The following is a 23,530-nucleotide window of genomic DNA, read 5'->3' on the forward strand; positions in this document are numbered from 1 at the left end:
CAGAAAATGATTCAGGGCGTGAGCGAGAAACCGCCCGAAGCTGTCAAAACAGATAGCAAGAAAGGCCTAGCCGATGTGCTGGGCGCACGTGCTAAAGAATCAAAACAAAAAAGCATTGTGGCCGCAGCACCAAATGGCAATGCCAAAAAAGCAGGAGACTTAAATGCTTTATCGAATGCACTTAAACAAGCAAAGAAAACCCGAGAAGACGAACGCGGAACAATGGTCACAGACTTCCCAACCGCAGCAGTCAGAGCATGGTCATTCTCAACGCTCAAGAAATTCGAAAACTGCCAATGGGCTGTAAAGCTAGGCAAAGTTGACAAGATACGTACCGAATCAGGCGAAGGTGCGAAACGCGGATCGGTTATTCATGATGGCTGTGAAGAATGGGTTCGGGGCACGATAGTTGAACTCCCTGCCGATGGCCGTACGAAGTTCGATGCGTTCTCAAGTGACTTTACAGCACTGCGTGAAGACTTCCGTGCGGGCAAAGTAACGATGGAAGACAATTGGGGCATACGCCAAGATTGGTCGCCTTGTGAATGGGACGATGACGAATTATGGGGTCGTGCAAAGCTTGATGCCTTTGTTACCGAGAACGAACATTCGTGTCGCATCATAGATTATAAGACAGGCCAGAAGTTCGGCAACGAAATGAAACACGCTGACCAAGGCCTAAGCTACGCGCTACATGCGATGTATCGCTTCCCAGAGTTAGACACGTTCATGGTTGAGTTTTGGTACATAGATGACGGCTCGAAGATGATACGAACGTTTAACCGTCGCCAGCTACAGATGCTTATCCTTCGCTACCATAACCGTGCTAAGAAGCTCACAACGACTAAAGATTTCATCCCATCAGCTAACGCGCACACGTGTCGTTTCTGTGAGTACGGCACTAACACTAACCGTGAAGGTAAGGCATACGGCAATGGCGCATGTGGCTTTGACCATTATCGAGGTTTAGATGCTGCATAATAAAGTTAAACCGGTGTTTGAACCATTCGCCCACCAAGAGACGTTCGCGAATCTTTGGGGGCGTGAAGAACGCGTGTTGAACTTTGATGGTTGCGGGACGGGCAAAACGCTCGCCTGCATCCACGCAGTTAAGACGTACTGGCCTGAGGCCAGAGTGCTTGTGTTAGCGCCCCTGTCAATATTGACACCCGCTTGGGGCAAGGACTTACGTTTCGGCTGGCCTGAAACCACCTACGCAATTGCGGCAGGAACAGCGGCCAAGAAGCGCAAGGCCATTACTGGCGAGGCACAATGGGTCATCACTAATCACGATACCGTTAAGATGATTGACCAAGAGAATTTGGCGAGCAACTTTGACGTACTAATCGTAGATGAAGGTGATGCATTTCGTAACCGAACATCAATGCGTTCTAAGGCTATAAACCGCATAGCCGCTGACATAGACAAAATGGCGCTGATGACAGGCACACCCTCCCCTAACACCATACTGGATATGTGGCACTTAGCTTTTCTTATCGACCGTGGCGAACGACTCGGGAAGAACTTCTTCGGATTTAGGCAACAGGTATGTGATCCAAAAGCCATTCTTGGTGCGCCAGCAGGGGCAATGAAATGGGAAGACAAGGACGGTGCAGCCGACCATGTAACCCTCATGCTTTCTGATATTACCTCACGTGTCGCATTGAACGATGTGCAAGAGTTACCAGAAACAATCTACCGCGAAGTGCCCGTTGAATTACCCCCTAAACTACGTCGCGACTATGAGTTCCTTAAGCGCGAGTCGGTACTGGCCTTGGAGACAGGACAGATGCTTAACGCTGTTCACGCGGGCTCAAGAATGCAGAAATTGCTACAGACGCTTTCGGGTGGTGTTTACAACGAAGATGGATCAGTGGTTAACGTACACAAAGAACGTTACGAACTGGTACTCGACTTAGTAGAGGAAACAGACCATGCGCTTGTTGCATTCAATTGGACGCATCAACGCGATGGCCTAGTAGCAGAGGCGACTAAGCGCAAGCTTAAGTTCGCTGTTATAGATGGGGGCACACCGCTCCTTGAACGTAACAGAATTGTTTATCAATTTCAGCAAGGCAACTTGCAAGTGATATTCGCACACCCGCAGTCAGCGGGACACGGCCTAACCCTAACGGTAGCAAACCGCGTTATTTGGGCGAGTCCAACCTATCGCGCCGACCTATACGAGCAGTTTAACCACCGTATCGTAAGAACAGGCCAGCAGCGCAAAACAGAGATTATTCATATCGCTGCCGAGGATACCGTAGAGGAAACCGTTTACGAGAAGATGCTCGATAAGCAGATGAATATGATTGACCTTTTAAACACTATTGCAGGCCTGTCGCAAGCAGCCTAACAACTAATCATTATAGAGAGAACCTTATGAGAAAAGCACCTTTAAACGCATTCGCAATTACAGCAGCAGACTTCGACCTTGATAGCTTCAACGAAGCAGTTAAAGACGTACGTAACACCCGCAAACAGGTTGTTGACTTCGGCAGCGACTTTGAAGATACCCGCGTCAGATTGGAAGAAGCACAAGCAGGGCTTAAGGCCGCGATGGCGGTTCTTGACCTTGATGAAATTACGAAGATTACGACTGAGTGCAAACGATTAAAGGCCAAGCTTGAGACGACACCTGTCACTAAGATTCAGGCGTTTGACGAAGCTATGGACAAACTTTCAATATTCTTTGAGTCAGGCTGTCGCGCCGTGAACCTTGAGGAATTACCAGCAGAAAAAAAGGCCGCATAAATGTCAGCAGCAAAGAAATTACCAGAAGTAGACTTCACCGCAATGGAGGTCTACGACCTACCCGACCGTAAACATGTGGTGTCAGAGCTATTCCGTGTACGAAAAGAGATTGCACTAATAGAAGCCAACCAACTTAAGTCACTGAAAGAGCGTAAGGCCGATTTAGAAAACTATCTTAAGGCAACGTTAGAGGTAGGCGAGAAAATCGCTTACGTTGGCATAGGCTCAATATCTATGGCCGAAGAATCGCAACCATCTGTTCACGATTGGGAAGCACTGTATGAATACATCAAAGAAAATGATGCGTTTTACTTCCTACAGCGCAAGCTAAATGCCGCACCATTCCGTGAATTATTAAGCATGGGAGACGAGCTTGTGGGCGTGTCAGAAGTCAAAATCCGCAAATTATCAGTACGTAAAAATTAATTAGCGTTACTGTTGACTTGAGTTAACAGTAACACTACTATGGCGACCTCAACCCGTTCTCTCTATGTGACTTGTTGTGGTTGCTTGCTAGCCCCCGTCTTCTTAGTCAGTTGTCGGGGGCTTATTGATCCTAACCGATCCAAACTAGACTCATAACTAATAATCCAACAACGAATATAGGAATACATATCATGGCTAAGAAAAAAACAGAAGTAGCAGAAGTAGAAGTAAAAGACGAGAAATTTGCTGGCGTAGCGTCAATCGAAGACCGTAGCTCATACGTGGGTCGTGGCTCGGAGAATGTAACCGCATCAGATTTAGCAATCCCTCGTTTAAAACTACTACAAATGATCAATCCAGAAGTAGAACCAGGCAACCCTAAACAAGTTGATGGCGCTCAAGCTGGTATGATTATGAACAGCGTTACAGAAGAACTTCACACCTCGTTATTCCTAATCAACCTTAGCTTCACACGTAAAATCGTTGTATGGCGTAAGCGTAAGTTAGGCGGCGGTATGGTTGGTTCTTATGAATCGCAACAAGAAGCGCTAGACGCTTTAGCCGAACAAGGCCTTGCTGAAAAAGACCATGATATTTCGGAGAACCCTACTCACTTGGTACTTGTACTAGATGATGAAGGTAGTCCGAAGTCAATCGCACTACTTGATATGCCGGGTGTTAAAGCCAAAAAGTCTCGCATTTGGAACACTCTAATCGCAGACGAAGAAAAACAAGGCAACCCACGTTTCGGTTGCGTATGGCAGCTTGGCGTTATTTCTGAGTCTAATAGCTCAGGTAACTTCTTCAACATTGACGTATCACTTATCGCTCATGCTCCCGATGAGTTATACGAACAAGCTGTTGATATGTTTAACGCCATGTTTGCACCACGCAGCGAAGCGGCATAACAAAGCCCCACCACTTTAGGGCTTTTGCCGACCTACTAATACTAGGTCGGTTTTTTTTGTGCCCACAAAAGGGTCTTTTGTAATTATTGTATACAACTTGATCACTGCAACCTGTTACTGCATGAACGTGTAGTTAACAGTTACATTTAAGTTATTTTAAACTTTCAATTGTCTTTACAATGACTTACCGTGAAGACACGAATTTGAGCAATCATTCTAAATTAGAGGGATCACATATGATTCAGGATTACATGACAGATATAGAATCAATGGGTACTAACGCGAACGATGCAATTATATCTATCGGCCTTGTCCCTATGGACATTGAAAAACGAGAAATCAGTAAAGGCTTTTATATTAAGATTAGTCTTAAAAGCTGCCAAAAAGCAGGCTTCAACATTAACGCAGAAACGGTTATGTGGTGGCTACAGCAAAACCAAGCGGCACGTGACGAGTTTAAAGGTAACTACGCACACGCTGATATTAAAGATGCGCTAAAAGCCATGTCAGCATTCATACGCGAGACCGCACAAGTAGATGACATATCTGATATCAAAGTTTGGGGCAATGGCGCAGCAATGGATAACGTACTGCTAGCTGCTGCATTCGACCGATGTGAAGTAACACGACCTTGGACACATTTAGGTGACCGCTGTTACCGCACACTTAAGAACCTCACACCAAGCGTAGAACGTGTAGAACCAACCATTGCACACCACGCATTATATGACGCAGAAGCTCAAGCCCTTACACTCTTCAAACGACTAGATAAACTAGGCCTCTAATTAATGATTGAATCGCAGTATACGGCGAATGTAGGGAAGCGTCTGCCGTCTGACAAAATGCGATCATGGAAGGTCAATGACAACTTCGCGGGGGGCGTTCCCGATGCATTTTACCGCCACCTCGAAGGAGTTCGCCCGCTCTGGGCTGAATACAAATTTATTAAAAGTTTACCAAAGCGCCCTACTACTATAATCAAGCCTGCATTGTCAGAGCAGCAACGATTATGGTTGATAGAGGCTGAAGCCGCGAATGAACTAGCGGTCGTAATTATTGGATGTGAGTCCATAAAGCATAAGCGTCAAGTATGCGGTGTTGTACTGACTGACCCCAACGAGTGGGATAACGGCATATCTGCCGAGCAGTTCGCAACGCGCGCCAAGTCACTAAACTACGACGCTTTAGCAGCATTTATTTTTGAAACCGCTGCTACAGGAGAACTAGCTACGGCTCTATTGTAACGTCAATAGACAGGCTGGATGCCGCCTGTACAGTGGTGTTCATGGGTTATCAGACGTTAGTGAAGCGTTTGACAGATAGCAGTGTTACTGTTACATTCCCCCATAAGCAAGCAACCACAACGGGTAACATAATGGAATACAGTGACGACGTACTACAAAAAGTAAAACTAGCGTGGTCTGCCCATAGAGATACTGAATCGCTTAGCCAAGCTAAAGCGGCTCAAGCAATGGGCATGAACCAATCAGCTTTCAGTCAATATCTGAGGGGTGCGATACCACTGAACACCGACTTCTTATCGAAGTTTACAGCCTTTACGGGCACAAAATTATCGGACTTTGGCGCAGAGGTTACAGCAGTTCCTTCCCGCCCTCTAAGAGTTTTGCGAACGTTGTCGGGTGCTAAGCCCACTGTAAACTCTATATTAGTTGAAACCATACTGGAAAACGAAGCCTCATATTTAGTTGAAGTTGACTACAACGACTTTATGTTGCCGAAAGGTTCAATGTTACTAGTTAACCCTAAAGGCACAATACGCCACGGCGACAGAGTCGTTTACATTCGCAGAGGCAATGGGCACACAGTGTTTGGTACGATATCGCAAACCGAAGAAGGCTGGGAGATTCTAGAACAACTTTGGCAAGGCGGCAGACGCTACCTAGTAGACCCGAAAGATGACGTTTTTCGCGTTATGTCGGTCTACTTTCCTCTTACAAAGGGGTCAAGGTTTAGATAATGTGGGCTAACCCCCACAGGACTTAAGATGCCCAACACTAAACAAGACGATGACACAATAGAACAAGCGCCACACTACAATACTCGCAAAGTAGAGGCGATCAATTTCGTAAGGCATATGGATTTTGCAACGGGCAACGCGTTTAAGTATGTGTGGAGACACGGCCTTAAAGACGCGACCACTTTAGAAAAGGGCAAACGTAACTATTACATACGTGATGCCCTTGTCCACCGCCCTGCACTCATGGGCATAGATGAAGCAGCATTCCTGACACGCTTGGTATCAACAGTAGCCGACGAGTTAGAAGTGCCTGAGTTTGAGTTATTAGTGTCCCTTATTTGGGCTGCATCTGGCGATTACGATATGTTAATCGACCGCGCAAAACAGCTACAGCTATTTCCCGTTTCTGTCGAACGACTGATTATAGGGTAAAGCGATATGGCGATCAGTATTGAGTGGGTAACACTTAACGCTATGGCTAAGGTGACGGGTTACACCGTTGCCGCACTTCGTAGCAAGATTAAGCGCGGACAATTGTTTGAGGAAAAGCACTGGCGTAGAGCGCAGGATGGCCGTCTTCTCATACATGTTGGAAATTTTAACGAATGGCTTAAGCAGTAACACTACTAATTATGATAACAGTAAACGTAATAGCAGACTCAATCGCCAACGGCGTACGCATAACCTCTGTAGAACTTGAGTACCACAGGTTCGTTCACTCGGAGCTTATGACACACAGAAACTTCTCACGTAATGCATCAAGCTCACGTGCGATACCAGCCAAAAAAGGTAGAACGCAAGTATGGAACAGCCCACAGTATCCAGTACATTGGGGCGCGAACCAGCGTGGCATGCAAGCATCGAAACAACTGACGGGATTAAAACGACACTTAGCCAAAGGTTTGTGGAAAAGTGCATCGAAAGTGGCATGTGTATTACATTGGGGGATGGAGAAAATTGGGCTTCACAAGCAAGTCTGCAATCGTATCTTAGAGCCATTCCAACCAATAAAGGTGTTGGTCACATCAACGGAGTGGGCGAATTTCTTGTGGTTGCGAGACCATGATGATGCACAGCCAGAGATACGCGAACTAGCGGGTAAACTTTCTACGGCCTTGATTAGTAGTGTTCCTACTACACTAGGGCATAAGGGGTGGCATTTACCCTACGTTACGACTGAAATGCGCGCGACACTAACGCTAGAAGAAATGTTGATTATCTCTATTTCATGTTGTGCGCAAGTTAGCTACAGAGCGCTTGATGTTTCACTCGCTAAAGCACGTAAAATCGTTGAGTCGCTTACGTCAGGTAGTCGAGTTCATGCGTCGCCATTTGAACATCAGGCCTCGCCTATTCCTACGTACCATAGGCTGAGTATGACCAAGGCCAAGCGCTTAGGCATAACGCATTTTGATACGGACAATAACCGCTGGTCAGGCAACTTCCGTGGCTGGGTTCAGCATAGACAGCTGATTAAAGGGAATGTTGTAACTGGGTGATATGTTAGCCGCCCACTAATCGGTGGGCGCTTAGCTTTGGTTTAGAGAAGAAGAGTTTAAGGAACTAAGGAAAATACCTTTATTGTCTTATCACCCTGTATAGATGAGTAAGTAACCTCCAACGAAAGTTTTCGTAAATGAGTGAGAATACATTCATATACTTCTTTTTCTTTCGTTGAAAAAGTAAGTATATCTAGCGACGAATTTGCAGAAATACCTAACTCAGCACCAATTTGTAATGCTGTACCATTAGACTTGTCAAAGGCTAATATTTGAGTTTGGAGCGTTTTAACTGTTAACTCTTCGTCACCCCGAAAAACTTTATACTTAATGTTAATCGCAGAACCCGTACCGTAATTCTTTAGACTAAAATTATACGAAAGTTCGCTATCATCGAGAGCAATGAACCTTTCAATCACAGGCGTTATTGAGCTCATGTAAATTTTACGGTTGTGTCTTAGACCATTGCTGGCGTAAAACAACGTACCAAGCGTAGCCCCGAGCGCCAATACATCCTTTAGTTCAACCTCAAAGTTAAAACCTTGACCGACAATTATCCCTGCGATAAAAAGTAAAACCGCTGATACTACATATACAATTTTGTTGTTGCTCATTTACCTATCTTTTTTTATTCAGAGCTACTAAGCTGCGGGGACGATTAAATCTCCGCTTATAGAGCCTCACTACCCCAACCTAGCGTTCGGCCTGTGCATCCTAATAGACTGCGTTACAACGCCCTCTACGCAATACTCATCGAATGACGTAAGCTTTACGGGTTTGTACTCTGGGCACGATGACAATAGCTGGTTGTTCTTCAAATCAGCTATTTTACATACAAACAATCCATTAAGGCATGCGACAATTATATCGTAGTTCTTAACGTCCTGCGCTCTATCAATTATCAATATGTCACCGTCAAATATCCCCATGCCCTCCATGCTTCGCCCACTGGCAATGCCCATAAACGTAGAGTTTTTGACTAAGGATTCATCAATACTGTTTTCGAGCCCTCTAACGTTGGGGCCCATCTCGACGTTCTGAACAAGCATATAATAATTCCAATTATTCAATAAGAGTATCGGAATTATTATAGAACAACACTGTATATGCGTACAGTTAAAATATAAGTTGAGTAACTAGTTCACCACTAACGATAAAATTAATAAAGACCCGCTGCTATAAGTAAGCTAACCTTCGAATGGCGGCAGTGTGCCATGGGCGGGCATAGAATCTTGAACGCCCTCACGCTACTTATTTTTATTCCGTTTAAAGTACTTGTCATATGACTTAAAGTGAATCAAAAACATCTTTTTTCAAAAGGTTCATTGGATGAAAAGTTGGAATGTTTTTATATAAATCAATTACTTTTTCCATTTGCTCTTTATTAGTTCCAATGAAGTATTTATTTGCTTGTGCATAAATCAACATACATAATTTAGCTGAGAAAGTAGCATCAAAAGTTCTACTTTTAATTGCATCTGGAGAGTAACTTATAAGTTGTGTGTTTGACACTGGAAATATTATTTTGGTATTAAATGAATGTACTCCTGTTAAATTTTCTATTAGCAGAGGATTGTCACTACAAGGTAAGTTATTCCACCCGCTATCGTTTATTTGATGGTACTTCCACTTGCTTAAATCATCATATTTTAGAGTGAAATCGAAGGATATAAGTGGGAGTATGAAACATCTAAAGTAATGTTTAAACCCAGAATCAGATTTAAGCATTTCTTTGATATTTTTGGTTTTTCCTACATAATTTTCATTTATTATCAATTTCTCTCCAAATTTACTTAGATCTAGAGAAGCAATATACTCATCGGCATAAGCATCATAACAAGGTAAACGCCAAAACTGGAATGCGATGTACTGCTTAATTAGTAAAATCCCCTCTTTTGAAATGATTTCATCATTAATTTTTCTGCTTCTAATCAATGAAACATACTCACTAAACCTTGTTTCAATATATCCATACAATTTTTCTAGGTCATCAGTTAATTTACCCTTCATTTTAATTGTATTAAGATTCTTTTCGAACAAAACCGTTTTTGGAGTGTGCTTATCCCTCTCAAACTTACAAAGTGTTTTATTGTAAACTTGAAGACGTCCATTATCTGATGTAAAACCTTGAAGATAGAACTTAGGAACGTAGTGATGATTGACTGAATTCATTGTACCTCGTGATCATATAACGAGACCGTAGAATAACTCCAACAGCCAAATTCAATAAAAAAAACGAGTTCATGCAATTAACTCTAAGCGCATTTGGAACCCATAAAACAGGCTGTTTTTCTTAAAAAATGAGTAACTCTACAGCCTCAAAGCTTTGTTAAATGGCTATTCTCTGGGTAGCAGGCCATCTTCATTTCTTTTTGGTTCACTAATACCTTGCTCTTTAATATGCATAAGTATTTTTTGCTCGTAATGTGGTGCCCAACCATCATGGTTATTGCTATAACAAGTTCGGCAAACAGTTAACTTATAGATAAGGATAAACTTTCCATCATATACATTACGCCCAAATTGAAATTGCTGACCACAAGTAGCACAAGACAACATGATTTTATCTGAATTATTCATTTGACACCTATGTAGTGAGCCATTTAACGCCGTTTTAAGCGGCAAATTGCAGTTGGCTGAAATAAGTGAGGCACGAACAAAAAGCCAACTGTAACTTGTCCGGCTTGAAAACCCTTGTTAGGCCTTTGGCTCAAAACTTTTTCGTATTTTTTCTACTTCAGAAACAAGTGGGTCCATATCTACTTCACCACCAGTAAAAACTTCAATATCAATATAGTTTTCTTCAATTACAGATTTACCAGCAAACTCATACTCAGTTGTAATTATAAACTCGGAAGGACAATTCTCAGGAGCTTCACCACCTAAAATAATAAAGCTTTGAGCCAATGGAAAAGTTAATTCATAATTTGGAGCAAAACTTTTAATTGGTGCATTAAATATTTTAAAATTACGAAGATTCTTTTCTTGGTTATTTGGTTGATTAAATTGGAAAAAGTCACGATCTATAGATATACGTAGATTACTAGCTGCACTTAAACCAGTATTTTTTATACTTAAAAATATCACAGGAGAGTGCTTTTTTAATATTGGTTGAATTGTTATATAAGGGCGAGTTAGGGCTTCTGTTTGAATTCTTGTTTCATTTACTGATTCTTCACTCACTTTAACCATTTTATGTGTTAAGTAAGCATATATAGCTGTTAAAAACACTAAAATATCGGTTAAATAAAACATTCCAAACTCCTCGAGTAGAGCAATCCAATAGTTGATGTCAAAAATATCCATAAAAGGCCTAACAATTTAATAGTGCGCTCATCGCACATATTTCTGCCGACTAAACGCTCGTTTATCTACTTTATATAGTTTTAACAAATAACCTAAAGCATTACTACCACTTAGTTTTTAAAGTTTTAAAGTTTTAAAGTACAGTTTAATAGAACAATATGCGCGCGTCGCTCATTTTCATGGAATATATGCTCAAAGAGCAGTTTGACCAATCAAGTAACTACGATATTTAGTCAACCTCAACGTCTGCTCATCGCTCTTTGCCGAAGTTCGGCTTAGTGCCACTTGCGGTCGTTGGTAATCTTATACCTTTGTTATGCATTTTTTAGATTTATACTCATTTCTTTTGTAAAATTTTCCATAGCATCAATAATTTCAACCAAGTAACTCTGCTTTATGTTGAGGTGAACCCTTGCGAATTTTTCAGATTCTAAATGTTTATTACCATTTACAATTTTGAAATGCCTTTTGTGAAGCTCTTCATCTAGATGCCCCGCGTTATGCGCAACTATATTTCTCAGTTCTCTAGCTTCAATGATTCGTTGCCAAAACTTAGTTTTTGTAGGTACTTTTACAAGCGCAATTTTTGTTAAATATGTTTTAGCGCGTTCGATGCCTTTTCCTTTGTAATCTTTCAACTCACAACAAAGGCTTCTTTCCAAGTACAAGCTATAGCAGAACTGATTCAAGTAATCTTCGAAAAGAGATACTAACATTACCAAATAGGACTGTTTCTGATACTGTGGAAATATGGAATCAAAATGAGCACTAAGATCATTACGGTATTTGTACCTATCCCAATATGTTGATTCGTCAGCTTCTAAATCAGATTCATTATATTTGGTAGACTCTTCGTTCCAGTGACGTTCAGATAACTCGATGAAAACCCGAATTTTATCTAAATCGTATAAAAAGTACGCTGCAAACTGATCTGATTTTTTCAAAACGCCTCCTAATTATTAGTAGCTGATGTCTGACGAGGCTGTAAAATAAATCCAACAGCCAAAAATGATTTTAAAATGAGCTAGTTTTTATTGCTTAAAATAAGCGACGCGGGAGAGAACAAATGTTATTTTGCCTTTTGAGTGAACTGCTACAGTTTTAATCGCCATCTAATTTTTTTATCCCTTCTTTAACATTTTCTATTTCCGCAGTTCCAATTGTGCTGTGACCACCTTGAGGTAAGTTTAACTTTAGTAAAGTATTTTGCTCCAAAATCAGTTTTTCCAAGTTTGCAGATGATTGACTAGATGAATGATAAGATAAAATCGAAAAAGTAGCGGATAAAACCAAAGCGATTAAACTTACAAACAACATAACTCTGTTCCACTCATTTGTTGAATTAGAGTTTCTTGCTGATTCCTCTGTAATCGTAGATTGTAAATCGCCTAAGATCTCATTTGTTGGGTTTTTAGGAATACAAGGTGCTTCAAGTATTCTGTGGTTGCTGTGAGAATTTGATAGCTGAGCAATCAAAATATCTTTAGCTTCTTTATCAACCTCAGAATCAGATTTTTTATTGGTTCTTTTCTGGTTCATATCTTCTTTGGTACTTGGTTTAAAACCGAGACTAGTTAAATCAGTCATCTAACACTCCGTAACATATAATATCTTATTCTTTCTCATTTTCGTGATACATAACACCTAAATAGGCTACTTATGCTATCAGATAAAACTGCAATATCTAGTACATATACTGAATTTAAGGCTTTTCAATTACCGCAAGCAAAAACCTAACCACACCAATCTTTCGCTTTAGTGCCACCATCATAGGCCACCCCTAAGCCTGAGCTGATTAGAATGTCAGTCAGGTTTTTGTTGTCCACGTATACGTCAGCCACTATCCTAAAATACTTACCACGTTTCGTGTTCCTAAGCTCAATAACCTTTGCCGAGCGAAGCGCTTCAACTGTTACTTGCTTAGCTTGGCGAGCGAGGTCTTTCTCTTGTTTACACTTGCCACGCATTTCAGGCGTATCGACACCCGCTACACGAATACCAATCCGCTCCCCTATCAGAGAATGCAAACCCGCGATATTAGCGCGAAAGGTGTCACCGTCATAGATTGAGGTAACTGTTTCAACTGTCAGCGTCCCGTGGTTTTTGTTTTTGATACTTTCGGCATTAACATTGAACGCCAGTAGTAGAAATACAATTAATAATCTCATAGTGCCTTTCCGTACTGTTGGTAATTAATACTCACCCTACTATAGCGAAGAAAACCCAATCAGGCATGTGGCGACTAATAAAGCTTGTTCAAACGGTGCTTTAGGCAGTGAATTTCAGAACGGGTTAGAGCGCGTAAATGGGGCGAAAAGTGGGGTGACTGTGGGGGCATTTCGGTGCGAGTTTTTGGTGTGGGGTGATGCTGGGGTGAGAACGTTTACAAATGATGATAATCTATGTCAACGCTACAGCCCAGCAAATACGGGGGGTGTTAGCTTATGCTAATGCATACAAAACCTTATTCCTAGAACATATCTTGATAGGAATTTGTTGTGCTAAACGTAATTGCTTTTTCAAAGCCAGGTAACTGAATACTTTGCTCGTCTATTACAATATCGTTGTCGTCAATAAGTCCGTCGCCAAAGCGGTAAATAAGCTCATATTGGCCTAAATCTGCTTGAGCTTGATACGTTTGTTGCGCGGCTTTAATTGCCACTTTTTTCTGCGCGTAACTACTCATAACTTCATCGCCATGGCGCTTAGCGAGCATTTGCATTGTTACTTTTGGTGAAAGTACGGTAGCTGTTGCATTGTTACCGCCAAAGCCTTTCGAATTTATAAAAGCTATATCCATATCGGCGCATTCGTAATGGCTATTACGAATATCAAGATGATCGGTGTAAACATCATCAGCCACTTTATCAATTGTGGTAATACCCGGCATAATATTATGGCTAAATACACCTAGAGCTATCGCTAATTGGTCGCCACTTGCAGGAGCTATAGTATGACCAACATAGGCTTTTGGCGCTGTCACTTTCCAATTATCAATAGCGAACGTTTGTGCCACTTTGTGATATATCAGCGACTCTGTTACGCGGTTTAGTGGTGTACTTGAGCCATGCGCTAAAATAAAGCTACGTTCTTGCAAAGCTTCTTTGCCTAAAAGGCTCGTTGCTAAAGCAGCCGATTTAGCCATGGTAATATAGTTACCAGGACCAGGTGACGTGATTGATTTTTTTATGCCATCTGCATTTACAAATACATCTGGTACGCAGCCCACAATGTCAGCGCCTAGTTCAAGGGCTAAGGCATCGTCCATTAAAATAGCAACTTGTGCGCCTTCACCTAATGTAAAGCCGCAGTTATCCCCAAACGGGCGGCTACTTTTGCGATAATCTGGTTCTTCATCATGTGATAAGTTATCTAAGCGGCGCAAACCTTCAACATTTGCAAGTGCGCTCATGTTACCAAAGCCTTCAATCACTTCGGATGTAATAGCACACTCAACACTTGCGACAACCGCAACGCGTGTACGCCCTGCTTGTATGTCGTTTACTGCTGCACGTAAGTTGTATAAAAACGTAGCACAGGCGCCCGAGGTCGAAAACGTAGTTCCCACATTGCCCGTAACATACGCGTTAATAAAGTCAGTCGACATTGTATTTAAGCCCAGTGCTAACTGCTTAGTGCTAACACGGTCGCCTTGTTGGCGTGCTTTAACTAAACCGCCTAGGCCTTTGTCGTCCATTTGGCCAATTACCGATGCTGAATAAGTACCAATTTTATCTGGCTCAACGCTATTCATAATGTGTTGCCAATCAAGCCCTGTTGATTTAATCGCATCGGTGGCTGCAAAAATAGTCGCTTGCAAACCACGAGGCTGATAGCGGCTGTTATACATAACAGACGGATCAAACCCAGTCGGAAATTGCCCTGCAGATTTAATTGGATTATCACGTGTTGAGTCATGCTTAATATCTAAATCGGCTGCAATAGTTACTTTTACTTTTTTGCCTTCAAGTTCTTCAACTTGCCAGCTAGCTGGAACAGGTACCGGTAAGTCGCGAGCGCGAGTTTCAAACACAATAGCGTTATCGCTTGATGCGTTTAGCGTCATTTTTTGCTGCCACGGTGTGGCATCTGCATCAAAGTGTTCTTTTTCAATTTTACGAATAAGTGTACCGGCAATAATTTGCTCACCAAAGCGTGCTTCTATGTCGCTTTGCTCAACATTATTACCTTGTGTATCTTGTAATTGGCCGTTTACAACGCTTACTAGATTCATCAGTGTGGCGAGGCCTAAAAATGTTTCACTGCGATCTTTAGCGTTTAAACTATCTAACACGATACGGCGATAACCTTGATGAAAAGAAGTACGGCCAGCGGCGTTAATGCCACCCATGCCTACTATAACGGGTAATGCAGTCATAATTTACCTTTAAAAAACGTGTTATAAGATGAACACGCAGTTTAAATGGATTACGTACCATGCATTGTGCTTTAATAGCCAAATATTCAGCACAAAAGGCCAAAAAGTACTGGTCGGAGCATTTACATGACTGAAAAAAACACTAATCCACCACTAAACATTGCTATAGCGGTATATCCGCATTTATTAGTGACTAGTTTAACGTTACCTATAGAAATGCTAAGAGCCGGCGAGGCCTTTGCTAAAGGCCACCTTAATAAGCAAAGTTTTAGACCGCTTGCTATAAATTTAGTGGCTAAAAATGCAGAATCTATAGCTACTCGCGCAGGCCTTGCGATAAATCCTGATTGCATAACAACTAATGCGCCCTACAGCGATTTAATTATAGTCCCGGGTATTTGGCGAAACCCGCGCCCAGTAGTGCGTACAAATCAAGACGTAGTTGATTGGCTAAGCGAAAGCTTTAGCGCAGGCAGTCACATAATTGGTGTAGGTACTGGCAACTGCTTATTAGCTGAGGCTGGCTTACTTGATGGGCACCCTGCTACCACACATTGGCACTACGCTAATCAATTTAGCCATGACTATCCGTTAGTGCGTTTAAAACCCGACTTTTTTATAACCCAATCAGAGCGTATGTATACCGTAGCGAGTCTTAATGCCCTTGCAGATGTGATCGTACATATTATTAGTCAGTACTATACAAAAGCAGCCGCTCAACATGTAGAGCGTAATTTTTCGCACGAAATACGTAAACCCTACGAAGATCAACGCTATTTAGAAGGTGCAGTAGACCGTCACCCCGATGAGCTAATTGCGCAAATTCAGTTTTGGTTAAAAACCAATTTAGCCACCGAGCTAAACCTGCAAGAAGTCGCTGCTCAATTTAGCTTGAGCTACCGTACTTTTACCCGCCGTTTTAGAGCAGCAACGAACCAAAGCCCTATTGAGTATTGGCAACAATTACGCGTAGAAGGTGCGAAGGAGTTATTAGCATCATCAAATTTATCAATTCAAGAAGTGGCTTTAGAAGTGGGATATAACGACCAAGGTCATTTAACACGCGTGTTTAAAAAAGTATTAAGCCAAACACCTAGTGGTTATAGAAAAGTAGTTAGACGAAAGTTATTTGGATAACCAGCGACGACACTCTAAATTGGCATTTTTTTATATATAAATTATACTCTTATCAATAATATAATTTACGCCATACCAAGGTAACTGCATGAGAGATAAACTTAGTAAGCACCTTTTTGATCCACAAAGCGATGCTTCTATTGAGTCAAAGTTATTAAAGTTACTTTCACTTGTACGAAAACATTTGAGTATGGAAGTCGCGTTTATTTCAGAATTCACCAATACTGATCGCGTTTTTAAAGTGGTAGATAACCAAACTACAAATACCTGCGTATCAGTAGGTAATTCAGATCCAATTTGCGAAACTTACTGTAAAAAAATATCCGATAACGAGCTAGAACAAATAATCCCTAATACTCTTGAGCAACCAATAACCCGCAACATGCCAGTGACAGAAAAGCTAAATATTGGCTCTTATATTGGTGTACCCATTATTTTATCCACCGGAAAGATTTATGGAACTTTTTGCTGTTATAAAACCGTATTAGACAATACCTTGAACGACAGAGATTTGTCATTTCTTAGGCTGATTTCTGAAATAGCTACTGAGTTAATCGAAAAAAAGGTTCAATCTGACATTTTAAATAATGAGTCAAAGTCGCTTATTGAAAATATTATAAAAACAAACGATATTACGATTTATTTTCAGCCCATATTTAATTTATCAACCAATCAACTTTCGGGTTATGAGTCTCTGTCACGCTTTTTTATTGAACCCTATAAAACACCTGATATTTGGTTTAAAGATGCTGAAAAACTGGGTTTAGGAGAAGCATTAGAAATACTTGCTATACAAAATACATTACATTACTTAGATCAATTTGATGAAAAAGCTTATATCACTATAAATACTTCACCTCAGCATATTTTATCAGGCTCAATAGACAAAGTATTACAAAGCATTGATTGTAATAGAATAATTTTAGAAGTGACTGAACATTCACCTATTTTAGACTACCAAGCTATGAGAACCGCACTTCGACCATTAAGAAACCGGGGTTTAAAGCTAGCTATCGATGATGTAGGTGCTGGATTTTCATCTTTTCAGCATATTTTAGAATTAGAGGCAGATATCATTAAGTTAGACATAAGCCTCACTCAAAATATAAACACAGACCGTAGAAAGTTTTTATTAGCTAAAGCACTATGCGGATTTGTTAAAGCTATTAATTGCTCAATTGTAGCTGAGGGTATAGAAAATCAAGATGAATTAAACACACTCAGAAAACTAGGCGTTGATAACGTACAAGGCTATTTTATTGGGCGCCCAGCTCCTATTGAAGATGCCATCCAATATCAAACAATTACGCTCTAATTAAAAAACGCCACTTTTAGTGGCGTTCTGTGTCGTTAAATTCTTTTCGATAATAGCGTTTTTGATAGTTTTTTACTTTAGTGTGTACGCCTTTGCTTAAGCTTTTAAATTTAGCCTCAAGTACGTCAACACCGTATAAAATACTGACCACCAGCACCGAGAGTTTTATTGCAGCGCCAAGGTTTTCGGTCGCTATCATAACGCCTATTGATGCAAGCACCCAAATGGTTGCAGCAGAGGTTACGCCAACTACCGCACCATCTTTTGCGAGCATAACGCCAGCCCCTAAAAAGCCGATACCTGTAATTATTTGACCAACTACACGAGAGTGATCTATTACATCCCCTTGTAAATTAAACGCAGTGGATAAAAACAAATACGTACCCAAGGTTATTAACGCAGAGGTACGAATGCCTACAGGTTTCCCGCGCAACTGGCGCTCTATACCAATAATGGCACCGCAAAAAGCCGCAGTACCAATAGCTGCCCACGAATACGGGGCTACATCAATTAAATCTAAAAAAGTCACTGTTAACCTTATATTTTATTAGCTATAGCCACCGCAGTTCTTAAACGTTGGCTACCAAACGCTGACATTTTACTAAAATCACTTCGTGCAATAGGTACATACTGGCAATCTATTGCGAGCTGTTTATCGTTACCGGGCTCACAAAACGGATCGTGAACATACACGCAGTGCTCATCAAGGTGCGTAACACACACCCAATGTGGCGATTTTTTACCATCAAAACTGTATGTGCTAATTAATAACAGCACGCTAAAGCCTTTACTTAACCACTGCTCAATATGCTCAAGCTCTACATCTTTATGTGTAAGGGGTATATTTGCCTGTGCAATACTATCTACAAATTGCTGATGCACTGTGGCAAGTACCACTTTTTTATTTTCGTTGCGTACGCCATCTAAAAATAAAGGCTCGGTGGTATTAACCATTACCTCGCTTTTAAAACCACGCTTATTAGCCGCAAGTGCCAAACCAAATGGATGGCACCCTCCATGACCCGATGTCATAAAAATGGTGGTACCTTCACGCCAAAGTGCCAGCTCATGTGATTGGCTAAGCTCAGTAGTAGGCTCAAGTGCGCCCATTGCCATTAATAGTGCAGCAGGTCCGCACGTAAACTCGGTAGTTTGCTGATACCACGGCGTTAAACGCGCCACTTTTAACTCACTCGTTTGTCGAATGTTTTTTTGCATTCGTAGTGCGTCACTGTGGTCGTCGTAATAATCGCTATATTGACCAAATACTCTGTAGCCTAAGCTTTTATAAAGCCCAATCGCACCTTCGTTATTTACAGCCACTTCTAAACGAAGGTAAATACGCCCGCGCTCATACGTTTCTTTTTCTAGACTAGTAAGCAATGCTTTTGCAATGCCCTTACCTTGCATTGTGGGTTTTACAGCAAGCGAATATAAACGCGCTAAGCGAGTGCCTTTATGGCACCACACTAGCCCATAGCCGCATATTTGCTCGCCACTTTCTGCAACGAGTAAAATACCGTGTTTTGCACTAAGCCAGCGTTTTAGACTGCGCGGGCTCAATTTATCGTTATTAAAGCAGGCGTTTTCAACGTCAATCAGTGCGTTTAAATCACTGCTAAGCGCCTTTCGAATAACAAGGTTGCTCATGTTATTACCCACGGCCTCGTGCTTCTAAGCGTTGTTTAAACTCATCCATAATGATCATGTATAGCTCATCGCCTAAATAGCCGTCTTCTACTTTGTGATCAATACTTGGGTTATCGTTTACTTCAAGCACGTATGCTTTGCCTTGATGCTCTTTAACATCTACGCCATATAAACCCCTACCCACTGTTTTACATGCTTTTAATGCTGCATCTAACACCGCTTTTGGTAACTCAAAGGTTGGTAATGTTTCAAAGCCACCAGAGAAAAACCGTTTAGCGTCGTGGTTATAAATTTGCCAATGGTTACGCGCCATTAAATAGCGGCATGCATAAATTGCACGGCCATTTAACACACCCACTCGCCAATCGTATTCGGTATACATGTACTCTTGTGCAAGCACTAATGCGCTAAACTCAAACAGCTCTGTAAGCTTAGCGGCAAGCTCATCACGGTTTGAAACTTTAAACACACCTTTTGAGAACGACCCTTCAGGCATTTTTAAAACAAGCGGGTATGTAAACGCTTCTTCTAATTGCTCAAGCGTTTCACTTGCTTGATCAGCCACTACAACCGTTTTTAAACTTGGCACTTTTTGATAATTAAACGCATCGTGTAAATACACTTTATTACAACAACGTAAAATAGACTCTGCATCGTCAATAACCACTAAACCCAGGCTTTGCGCTTTGCTTGCAAGGCGATACGTTGGATGGTCAATCGCTGTAGTTTGGCGAATAAATAACGCATCAAACTGGGCAATGTTATCAATTTCGTCAAAGCTTAATGCTTGTGCATTAATACCGTGTTTAGCCGCTGCTTTAATAAAACGTGCAATGGCGTCTTTATCACTCGGTGGTACTTTTTCGTTATGATCAACAAGTATTGCCATGTCCCATCTAAAACGACGTTGCACCGAACTAATACGCCACTGCGTTTTAGTAAAGTTATCTAGCTTGGCTACAAATTCGCTGTACTGCTGATCGTTTAAAGACGACATCGAGCCTTGTTGTAATAAGCCTTGTTCATCAACAAATAAAATAGGCGCTGGGTATTGTTTAAATACCGACTTTGCTGCTTTTGATTGTAAATCATTTTGGGCATTGCCAAAGTAAAGTGTGCCATCTATTTGGCCCACATTTAACATAGGTGCTTGGCCACTACGAAGAGCATTAATGGTTTTTACACTGGGTAAAACTTGGTGCTTGCGCGCCTCTGCAAGTAACGAGCAATAGTAACCTTTGCTCAAGTATTGGCTTGAGTCGCACAGATTAATAATGCGTGTTTTTGGTTCGTTATGTTTTGGGTAATCACGTAAGTAGGTATTAAACGTAATTACATTTTCGAACGATTGAGCAAGCGTTTGCTCGTTGTTATCAACCACAATTAAGGTTTTAAACACGACTTTTCCTAGTTAAGTCAAAATATAAAAAGCATGCTTAGTAAAATACTAAGCATTATAAATAGAAACACCCATCGTACTAAGTGGGCATTGCGCGAATCACTTAATATGATGGGTGCTTTAACAGGTACCTACTGTACGAGTTAGCGCTTAAATTGCTTAAGCGACATGTGCTTTATATGCCCTTTTTTAAAAACGCACAAACGAGATATTTTTAGCGTGAAGATAAAAAATATTGATTAACTAATAACGCAGATTAAAATACGCAAAACAATACCTTATGAGAGTTAAAAATGTCGCTGCCTGCTTGCCAAAAATGCCAATGTGAATATGTTTACGAGGACCAACAATTGCTTGTTTGCCCCGAGTGCGCCCATGAGTGGAACCCTAATAATACAAGCGATGAAGACGCAATTTTAGTTAAAGATGCCAATGGCACTGTGCTAAGTGATGGCGACAAAGTGACAGTAGCCAAAGATTTAAAAATTAAAGGCAGCTCGCAAGTAATTAAAATTGGCACCAAAGCGGTAGTTAGAAGAGTACTTGATAAAAAAGATCACGAACTTGATTGTAAAGTAGAAGGCATTGGCGAAATGATGGTAACAGCAAAGTTTGTGAAAAAAGCCACCTAAAATTAGATATTTAAAATATAAGGATGTTAGATGAAAAATCATAAAAATAAATTCATCCAAGCCTTATGGTCTGTTATTGAAGCTTATTATTAGTGCGTGTAATAGATTTTGTTTAACTGCTATTAGTTGGTGTATATCTAAAGGTCCACCTACATTTAATAAGGTGAATTATCGCTTAGGTGTGTTTAAGCATTTAACCTCCTCACCTTAATGAGGAGGTATCTCTTGAACTGATCAGTTTACATTTCAGTTAAAGTGCTTTTTAAGCTTCGATTACCCAGTAAAGAAATCAAATACGTTACCAAGTGTTGATGATGAACCTTTATAAAATTCAGTAAAACTATATCGACTGCATGTCACAGCGGTGTACTTTTTATTTTGAACATCAAAAATTCTGGACCAAAAGCCACCCGAAACTCTTATTTCACCGGTATCAAATTCGTTATTATTACACTTAGAGCAAGACCAATTGTTATGTCTCATATTTCAACCTCCATATTATTTATGTACGGTATATTAAACACTTAAGGAACGTGTGTAGCAATTTTTTTAATAAACAAACTATAATTTAGTTCTTATATTGGTTAAGTTGGAATTTTGATAGATGTTTGGATGGCTTTTTAATAATTGCTTTTTATAATAATTAGTATGGGGGTCATACTAATTTCACTCAGAGATTATCTACTTGTTAGCTGTATATTGCGTTAGCAACAAAAATTTTCGTAAGTCTCGTTCTTGTCTCATCACGTGCAAAATATATACTTTATCGTTATCTTTTTTGTAAAATATACGACAAGGATTCACGACCAGTTCAAGAGAATTTAGGTTAGCTAACTCAATTGGTTTTTTACCTGATTCAGGAAAGAGTTCGAGACGTTCAACTTTTTCAAATATTTTGGAAACCAATTTTTTCGCTGACTGCAAATTGCTTAATGCGATATATTCAGCGATATCGTTAAGATCATCCAAAGCTGGATTAGTCCAAATTATTTCAGCCATTTATTCATTTTATCTTTAGCTTCAACATTCGAGATGGTTTCACCACGACTTATTGCCTGCTCTGCTTTTGCAAGAGACTCAAGAATTTGCATACGCTTTTGCATAAATTCATAATCATCAACATCTACTAAGTATGCAGATGGTTGTCCATGTTCAGTTATCAACACAGGTTCTTTAGAGGAATGAAGTTCAGATAATATCTTCGTTGCTTGACGCTTCAATGTTGTTACTAGTTCTACTCTCATAATAATCCCCAAACAAATGTATCACTATAGTAGCACCGAGTAGCCAACTTGGGAAATACAACTAACGAGGCTATAAACCACTAAAATCAATTAAAAAGGGAGCACCTAACGTCAACCCTGATCATTTTTAAACTATTAGGTACCTCTCATTATATGCCTTTGTACAAATTGAAGTACACACCACGTTACGCTATAAAAGCATTGCTTTAGGTTGGATAAATGGTGAAGCCATGCCATCCGACAATTAATTTATGAATATAAATAAGCGTTTATTTCGTTAGTATAGCTCTGCCAGCAAACGCTTCTCTTAAAAACCAAAGCTTTATAAGATCTCTACCACCACATACTCGTGGACTTTACTTGCAATTTTTAACGTAATTTCATCGTCAATTTGTTTATTTAATAACTGCTTACCCATTGGTGCGCCGGGTGTTACAACAGCAATTGCGTGCAGTTTAACGTTTACCGTTAAACCACCAGCTGCAGGGCCTAAATAAAACCATTTTTGGGCTGCGTTATCATCTTCTAAACATACCAGCGAACCGATAGCTATTTTGTCGGTTGGTTTTTCGTTAAAGGCAGGTTCGAACAATTCAATGCTTTTATAGCAATCGTTTACGCGCTGGGCTTGGCCTTGTGCTAAATAAGCGGCTTCGAGCCCGAGGGTATCGTATTTGTTTTCGGCTATGTTTTCTTCATGTGTGGCGGTGTCGTGCGCGGTTTTTGCCGCTATTTTTGCTGTTGTAAGCTGTGCTTCTAACGCAAAGCGAAGATGTTCGATAACGTGGGTTTTATTCATGGGGATTAGTACAATACAGGCTGTAAAAATAAGGCAGCTAGCTTAACATTTTTGCGGGGCTTAAAACCATTGTTTTAAACCCCGCAAGCTTGGTGGGAATACTAG

Annotated in this window: 30 protein-coding genes; 14 read left to right on the forward strand and 16 right to left on the reverse strand. The window is 40.8% G+C overall.

The features are described from left to right. Positions 1–18 precede the first annotated feature (18 nt). The 11 genes from GQR39_RS05835 to GQR39_RS05885 all read left to right on the forward strand — a co-directional run bounded on the left by GQR39_RS05835 (position 19) and on the right by GQR39_RS05885 (position 7,565). On the forward strand, positions 19–981 hold the full coding sequence (locus GQR39_RS05835) for a PD-(D/E)XK nuclease family protein (RefSeq protein ID WP_165735055.1): 963 nt from the start codon (positions 19–21) through the stop codon (positions 979–981). Beyond that, positions 971–2,356, forward strand: coding sequence for a DEAD/DEAH box helicase (locus GQR39_RS05840; RefSeq protein WP_165735056.1), 1,386 nt, complete (start codon positions 971–973; stop codon positions 2,354–2,356). The genes GQR39_RS05835 and GQR39_RS05840 overlap by 11 nt, the downstream gene beginning before the upstream one ends. Before the next feature lie 26 nt (positions 2,357–2,382). Then, a complete protein-coding gene (locus GQR39_RS05845) occupies positions 2,383–2,754 on the forward strand; it encodes a hypothetical protein (protein WP_165735057.1) in 372 nt (123 codons plus the stop codon). A 42-nt stretch (positions 2,755–2,796) separates the two neighbouring features. Beyond that, positions 2,797–3,180: a hypothetical protein gene (locus GQR39_RS05850; RefSeq protein WP_165735058.1), complete on the forward strand. Its 384-nt coding sequence runs from the start codon at positions 2,797–2,799 to the stop codon at positions 3,178–3,180. Between the two features lie 191 nt (positions 3,181–3,371). Continuing rightward, entirely contained in the window at positions 3,372–4,088 is a 717-nt protein-coding gene (locus GQR39_RS05855) for a hypothetical protein (RefSeq protein ID WP_165735059.1), read from the forward strand. Between the two features lie 236 nt (positions 4,089–4,324). Beyond that, positions 4,325–4,873 carry a 3'-5' exonuclease gene (locus GQR39_RS05860; RefSeq protein WP_165735060.1) on the forward strand — a complete coding sequence of 183 codons (549 nt, stop codon included), beginning with the start codon at positions 4,325–4,327 and terminating at the stop codon, positions 4,871–4,873. Positions 4,874–4,876: 3 nt separating this feature from the next. Then, complete coding sequence (locus GQR39_RS05865; RefSeq protein WP_165735061.1) at positions 4,877–5,332, forward strand: hypothetical protein; 456 nt, start codon at positions 4,877–4,879, stop codon at positions 5,330–5,332. A gap of 41 nt (positions 5,333–5,373) precedes the next feature. Then, positions 5,374–6,066 carry an XRE family transcriptional regulator gene (locus GQR39_RS05870; protein ID WP_165735062.1) on the forward strand — a complete coding sequence of 231 codons (693 nt, stop codon included), beginning with the start codon at positions 5,374–5,376 and terminating at the stop codon, positions 6,064–6,066. Between the two features lie 27 nt (positions 6,067–6,093). Next, positions 6,094–6,498: a DUF3310 domain-containing protein gene (locus GQR39_RS05875; RefSeq protein WP_165735063.1), complete on the forward strand. Its 405-nt coding sequence runs from the start codon at positions 6,094–6,096 to the stop codon at positions 6,496–6,498. A gap of 6 nt (positions 6,499–6,504) precedes the next feature. Further along, the gene (locus GQR39_RS05880; protein WP_165735064.1) at positions 6,505–6,687 is read left to right on the forward strand and encodes an excisionase; all 183 of its coding nucleotides are present in this window, start codon (positions 6,505–6,507) and stop codon (positions 6,685–6,687) included. A gap of 11 nt (positions 6,688–6,698) precedes the next feature. Continuing rightward, the gene (locus tag GQR39_RS05885; RefSeq protein ID WP_165735065.1) at positions 6,699–7,565 is read left to right on the forward strand and encodes an FAD-dependent thymidylate synthase; all 867 of its coding nucleotides are present in this window, start codon (positions 6,699–6,701) and stop codon (positions 7,563–7,565) included. Positions 7,566–7,621: 56 nt separating this feature from the next. Here GQR39_RS05885 and GQR39_RS05890 read toward each other — a convergent pair whose 3' ends face one another. From GQR39_RS05890 to GQR39_RS05930, 9 genes are all read right to left on the reverse strand, one after another. After that, positions 7,622–8,179, reverse strand: coding sequence for a hypothetical protein (locus GQR39_RS05890; RefSeq protein ID WP_165735066.1), 558 nt, complete (start codon positions 8,177–8,179; stop codon positions 7,622–7,624). A gap of 69 nt (positions 8,180–8,248) precedes the next feature. After that, positions 8,249–8,614 carry a S24 family peptidase gene (locus GQR39_RS05895; RefSeq protein ID WP_165735067.1) on the reverse strand — a complete coding sequence of 122 codons (366 nt, stop codon included), beginning with the start codon at positions 8,612–8,614 and terminating at the stop codon, positions 8,249–8,251. A 238-nt stretch (positions 8,615–8,852) separates the two neighbouring features. Beyond that, a complete protein-coding gene (locus GQR39_RS05900; protein WP_165735068.1) occupies positions 8,853–9,737 on the reverse strand; it encodes a DUF4238 domain-containing protein in 885 nt (294 codons plus the stop codon). 165 nt (positions 9,738–9,902) lie between these two features. Continuing rightward, positions 9,903–10,145: a hypothetical protein gene (locus GQR39_RS05905; protein WP_165735069.1), complete on the reverse strand. Its 243-nt coding sequence runs from the start codon at positions 10,143–10,145 to the stop codon at positions 9,903–9,905. A 117-nt stretch (positions 10,146–10,262) separates the two neighbouring features. Further along, on the reverse strand, positions 10,263–10,871 hold the full coding sequence (locus GQR39_RS05910; RefSeq protein ID WP_165735070.1) for a hypothetical protein: 609 nt from the start codon (positions 10,869–10,871) through the stop codon (positions 10,263–10,265). 314 nt (positions 10,872–11,185) lie between these two features. Next, a complete protein-coding gene (locus tag GQR39_RS05915; protein ID WP_165735071.1) occupies positions 11,186–11,815 on the reverse strand; it encodes a hypothetical protein in 630 nt (209 codons plus the stop codon). 157 nt (positions 11,816–11,972) lie between these two features. After that, positions 11,973–12,458: a hypothetical protein gene (locus GQR39_RS05920; RefSeq protein WP_165735072.1), complete on the reverse strand. Its 486-nt coding sequence runs from the start codon at positions 12,456–12,458 to the stop codon at positions 11,973–11,975. Positions 12,459–12,604: 146 nt separating this feature from the next. Next, a complete protein-coding gene (locus GQR39_RS05925) occupies positions 12,605–13,039 on the reverse strand; it encodes a thermonuclease family protein (protein WP_165735073.1) in 435 nt (144 codons plus the stop codon). Positions 13,040–13,341: 302 nt separating this feature from the next. Next, the gene (locus GQR39_RS05930) at positions 13,342–15,249 is read right to left on the reverse strand and encodes a beta-ketoacyl synthase (protein WP_165735074.1); all 1,908 of its coding nucleotides are present in this window, start codon (positions 15,247–15,249) and stop codon (positions 13,342–13,344) included. Between the two features lie 126 nt (positions 15,250–15,375). Here GQR39_RS05930 and GQR39_RS05935 point away from each other — a divergent pair, with 126 nt between their 5' ends. Both GQR39_RS05935 and GQR39_RS05940 read left to right on the forward strand, forming a co-directional pair. Further along, positions 15,376–16,386 carry a helix-turn-helix domain-containing protein gene (locus tag GQR39_RS05935; RefSeq protein WP_165735075.1) on the forward strand — a complete coding sequence of 337 codons (1,011 nt, stop codon included), beginning with the start codon at positions 15,376–15,378 and terminating at the stop codon, positions 16,384–16,386. 88 nt (positions 16,387–16,474) lie between these two features. Then, positions 16,475–17,701 carry an EAL domain-containing protein gene (locus tag GQR39_RS05940; protein WP_165735076.1) on the forward strand — a complete coding sequence of 409 codons (1,227 nt, stop codon included), beginning with the start codon at positions 16,475–16,477 and terminating at the stop codon, positions 17,699–17,701. 16 nt (positions 17,702–17,717) lie between these two features. Here GQR39_RS05940 and GQR39_RS05945 read toward each other — a convergent pair whose 3' ends face one another. From GQR39_RS05945 to GQR39_RS05955, 3 genes are read right to left on the reverse strand one after another with little or no spacing between them, the layout of a single operon-like run. Further along, positions 17,718–18,230, reverse strand: a complete 513-nt coding sequence (locus GQR39_RS05945) for an MgtC/SapB family protein (RefSeq protein ID WP_165735077.1) — start codon at positions 18,228–18,230, stop codon at positions 17,718–17,720. Positions 18,231–18,238: 8 nt separating this feature from the next. Beyond that, on the reverse strand, positions 18,239–19,351 hold the full coding sequence (locus tag GQR39_RS05950; protein WP_165735078.1) for a GNAT family N-acetyltransferase/peptidase C39 family protein: 1,113 nt from the start codon (positions 19,349–19,351) through the stop codon (positions 18,239–18,241). A gap of 4 nt (positions 19,352–19,355) precedes the next feature. Then, positions 19,356–20,750 (reverse strand): RimK family protein, encoded by a 1,395-nt coding sequence (locus GQR39_RS05955; protein WP_165735079.1) that lies wholly within the window; start codon positions 20,748–20,750, stop codon positions 19,356–19,358. Positions 20,751–21,043: 293 nt separating this feature from the next. Between GQR39_RS05955 and GQR39_RS05960 the strand changes: the two genes are divergently transcribed. Next, positions 21,044–21,382, forward strand: a complete 339-nt coding sequence (locus GQR39_RS05960) for a zinc ribbon domain-containing protein YjdM (RefSeq protein ID WP_165735080.1) — start codon at positions 21,044–21,046, stop codon at positions 21,380–21,382. A 273-nt stretch (positions 21,383–21,655) separates the two neighbouring features. On the opposite strand, the gene GQR39_RS05965 is transcribed toward GQR39_RS05960, so the two are convergent. The 4 genes from GQR39_RS05965 to GQR39_RS05980 all read right to left on the reverse strand — a co-directional run bounded on the left by GQR39_RS05965 (position 21,656) and on the right by GQR39_RS05980 (position 23,425). Beyond that, entirely contained in the window at positions 21,656–21,865 is a 210-nt protein-coding gene (locus tag GQR39_RS05965) for a zinc ribbon domain-containing protein (RefSeq protein WP_165735081.1), read from the reverse strand. 198 nt (positions 21,866–22,063) lie between these two features. After that, positions 22,064–22,381 (reverse strand): type II toxin-antitoxin system RelE/ParE family toxin, encoded by a 318-nt coding sequence (locus GQR39_RS05970; RefSeq protein WP_165735082.1) that lies wholly within the window; start codon positions 22,379–22,381, stop codon positions 22,064–22,066. Then, positions 22,369–22,626 (reverse strand): type II toxin-antitoxin system Phd/YefM family antitoxin, encoded by a 258-nt coding sequence (locus tag GQR39_RS05975; RefSeq protein ID WP_165735083.1) that lies wholly within the window; start codon positions 22,624–22,626, stop codon positions 22,369–22,371. Before GQR39_RS05975 ends, GQR39_RS05970 begins: the two co-directional genes overlap by 13 nt. A 322-nt stretch (positions 22,627–22,948) precedes the next feature. Then, on the reverse strand, positions 22,949–23,425 hold the full coding sequence (locus GQR39_RS05980) for a GreA/GreB family elongation factor (RefSeq protein ID WP_165735084.1): 477 nt from the start codon (positions 23,423–23,425) through the stop codon (positions 22,949–22,951). Positions 23,426–23,530: the final 105 nt, after the last annotated feature.

It is taken from the genome of Pseudoalteromonas sp. C8 (assembly GCF_011378685.1).
In the GTDB taxonomy this organism is placed as follows: Bacteria; Pseudomonadota; Gammaproteobacteria; order Enterobacterales; family Alteromonadaceae; genus Pseudoalteromonas; species Pseudoalteromonas arctica.

Excerpts from the sequence above, each read along its gene's own strand:
- GQR39_RS05865 (WP_165735061.1), top strand. The coding sequence starts at position 4,877 with ATGATTGAATCGCAGTATACGGCGAATGTAGGGAAGCGTCTGCCGTCT.
- GQR39_RS05860 (WP_165735060.1), top strand. The coding sequence starts at position 4,325 with ATGATTCAGGATTACATGACAGATATAGAATCAATGGGTACTAACGCG.
- GQR39_RS05980 (WP_165735084.1), bottom strand. The coding sequence starts at position 23,425 with ATGAATAAAACCCACGTTATCGAACATCTTCGCTTTGCGTTAGAAGCA.
- GQR39_RS05935 (WP_165735075.1), top strand. The coding sequence starts at position 15,376 with ATGACTGAAAAAAACACTAATCCACCACTAAACATTGCTATAGCGGTA.
- GQR39_RS05845 (WP_165735057.1), top strand. The coding sequence starts at position 2,383 with ATGAGAAAAGCACCTTTAAACGCATTCGCAATTACAGCAGCAGACTTC.
- GQR39_RS05855 (WP_165735059.1), top strand. The coding sequence starts at position 3,372 with ATGGCTAAGAAAAAAACAGAAGTAGCAGAAGTAGAAGTAAAAGACGAG.
- GQR39_RS05970 (WP_165735082.1), bottom strand. The coding sequence starts at position 22,381 with ATGGCTGAAATAATTTGGACTAATCCAGCTTTGGATGATCTTAACGAT.
- GQR39_RS05960 (WP_165735080.1), top strand. The coding sequence starts at position 21,044 with ATGTCGCTGCCTGCTTGCCAAAAATGCCAATGTGAATATGTTTACGAG.
- GQR39_RS05890 (WP_165735066.1), bottom strand. The coding sequence starts at position 8,179 with ATGAGCAACAACAAAATTGTATATGTAGTATCAGCGGTTTTACTTTTT.
- GQR39_RS05975 (WP_165735083.1), bottom strand. The coding sequence starts at position 22,626 with ATGAGAGTAGAACTAGTAACAACATTGAAGCGTCAAGCAACGAAGATA.
- GQR39_RS05910 (WP_165735070.1), bottom strand. The coding sequence starts at position 10,871 with ATGGATATTTTTGACATCAACTATTGGATTGCTCTACTCGAGGAGTTT.
- GQR39_RS05875 (WP_165735063.1), top strand. The coding sequence starts at position 6,094 with ATGCCCAACACTAAACAAGACGATGACACAATAGAACAAGCGCCACAC.
- GQR39_RS05905 (WP_165735069.1), bottom strand. The coding sequence starts at position 10,145 with ATGAATAATTCAGATAAAATCATGTTGTCTTGTGCTACTTGTGGTCAG.
- GQR39_RS05950 (WP_165735078.1), bottom strand. The coding sequence starts at position 19,351 with ATGAGCAACCTTGTTATTCGAAAGGCGCTTAGCAGTGATTTAAACGCA.
- GQR39_RS05885 (WP_165735065.1), top strand. The coding sequence starts at position 6,699 with ATGATAACAGTAAACGTAATAGCAGACTCAATCGCCAACGGCGTACGC.
- GQR39_RS05870 (WP_165735062.1), top strand. The coding sequence starts at position 5,374 with ATGGGTTATCAGACGTTAGTGAAGCGTTTGACAGATAGCAGTGTTACT.
- GQR39_RS05930 (WP_165735074.1), bottom strand. The coding sequence starts at position 15,249 with ATGACTGCATTACCCGTTATAGTAGGCATGGGTGGCATTAACGCCGCT.
- GQR39_RS05840 (WP_165735056.1), top strand. The coding sequence starts at position 971 with ATGCTGCATAATAAAGTTAAACCGGTGTTTGAACCATTCGCCCACCAA.
- GQR39_RS05900 (WP_165735068.1), bottom strand. The coding sequence starts at position 9,737 with ATGAATTCAGTCAATCATCACTACGTTCCTAAGTTCTATCTTCAAGGT.
- GQR39_RS05895 (WP_165735067.1), bottom strand. The coding sequence starts at position 8,614 with ATGCTTGTTCAGAACGTCGAGATGGGCCCCAACGTTAGAGGGCTCGAA.
- GQR39_RS05920 (WP_165735072.1), bottom strand. The coding sequence starts at position 12,458 with ATGACTGATTTAACTAGTCTCGGTTTTAAACCAAGTACCAAAGAAGAT.
- GQR39_RS05925 (WP_165735073.1), bottom strand. The coding sequence starts at position 13,039 with ATGAGATTATTAATTGTATTTCTACTACTGGCGTTCAATGTTAATGCC.
- GQR39_RS05965 (WP_165735081.1), bottom strand. The coding sequence starts at position 21,865 with ATGAGACATAACAATTGGTCTTGCTCTAAGTGTAATAATAACGAATTT.
- GQR39_RS05880 (WP_165735064.1), top strand. The coding sequence starts at position 6,505 with ATGGCGATCAGTATTGAGTGGGTAACACTTAACGCTATGGCTAAGGTG.
- GQR39_RS05940 (WP_165735076.1), top strand. The coding sequence starts at position 16,475 with ATGAGAGATAAACTTAGTAAGCACCTTTTTGATCCACAAAGCGATGCT.
- GQR39_RS05850 (WP_165735058.1), top strand. The coding sequence starts at position 2,797 with ATGGAGGTCTACGACCTACCCGACCGTAAACATGTGGTGTCAGAGCTA.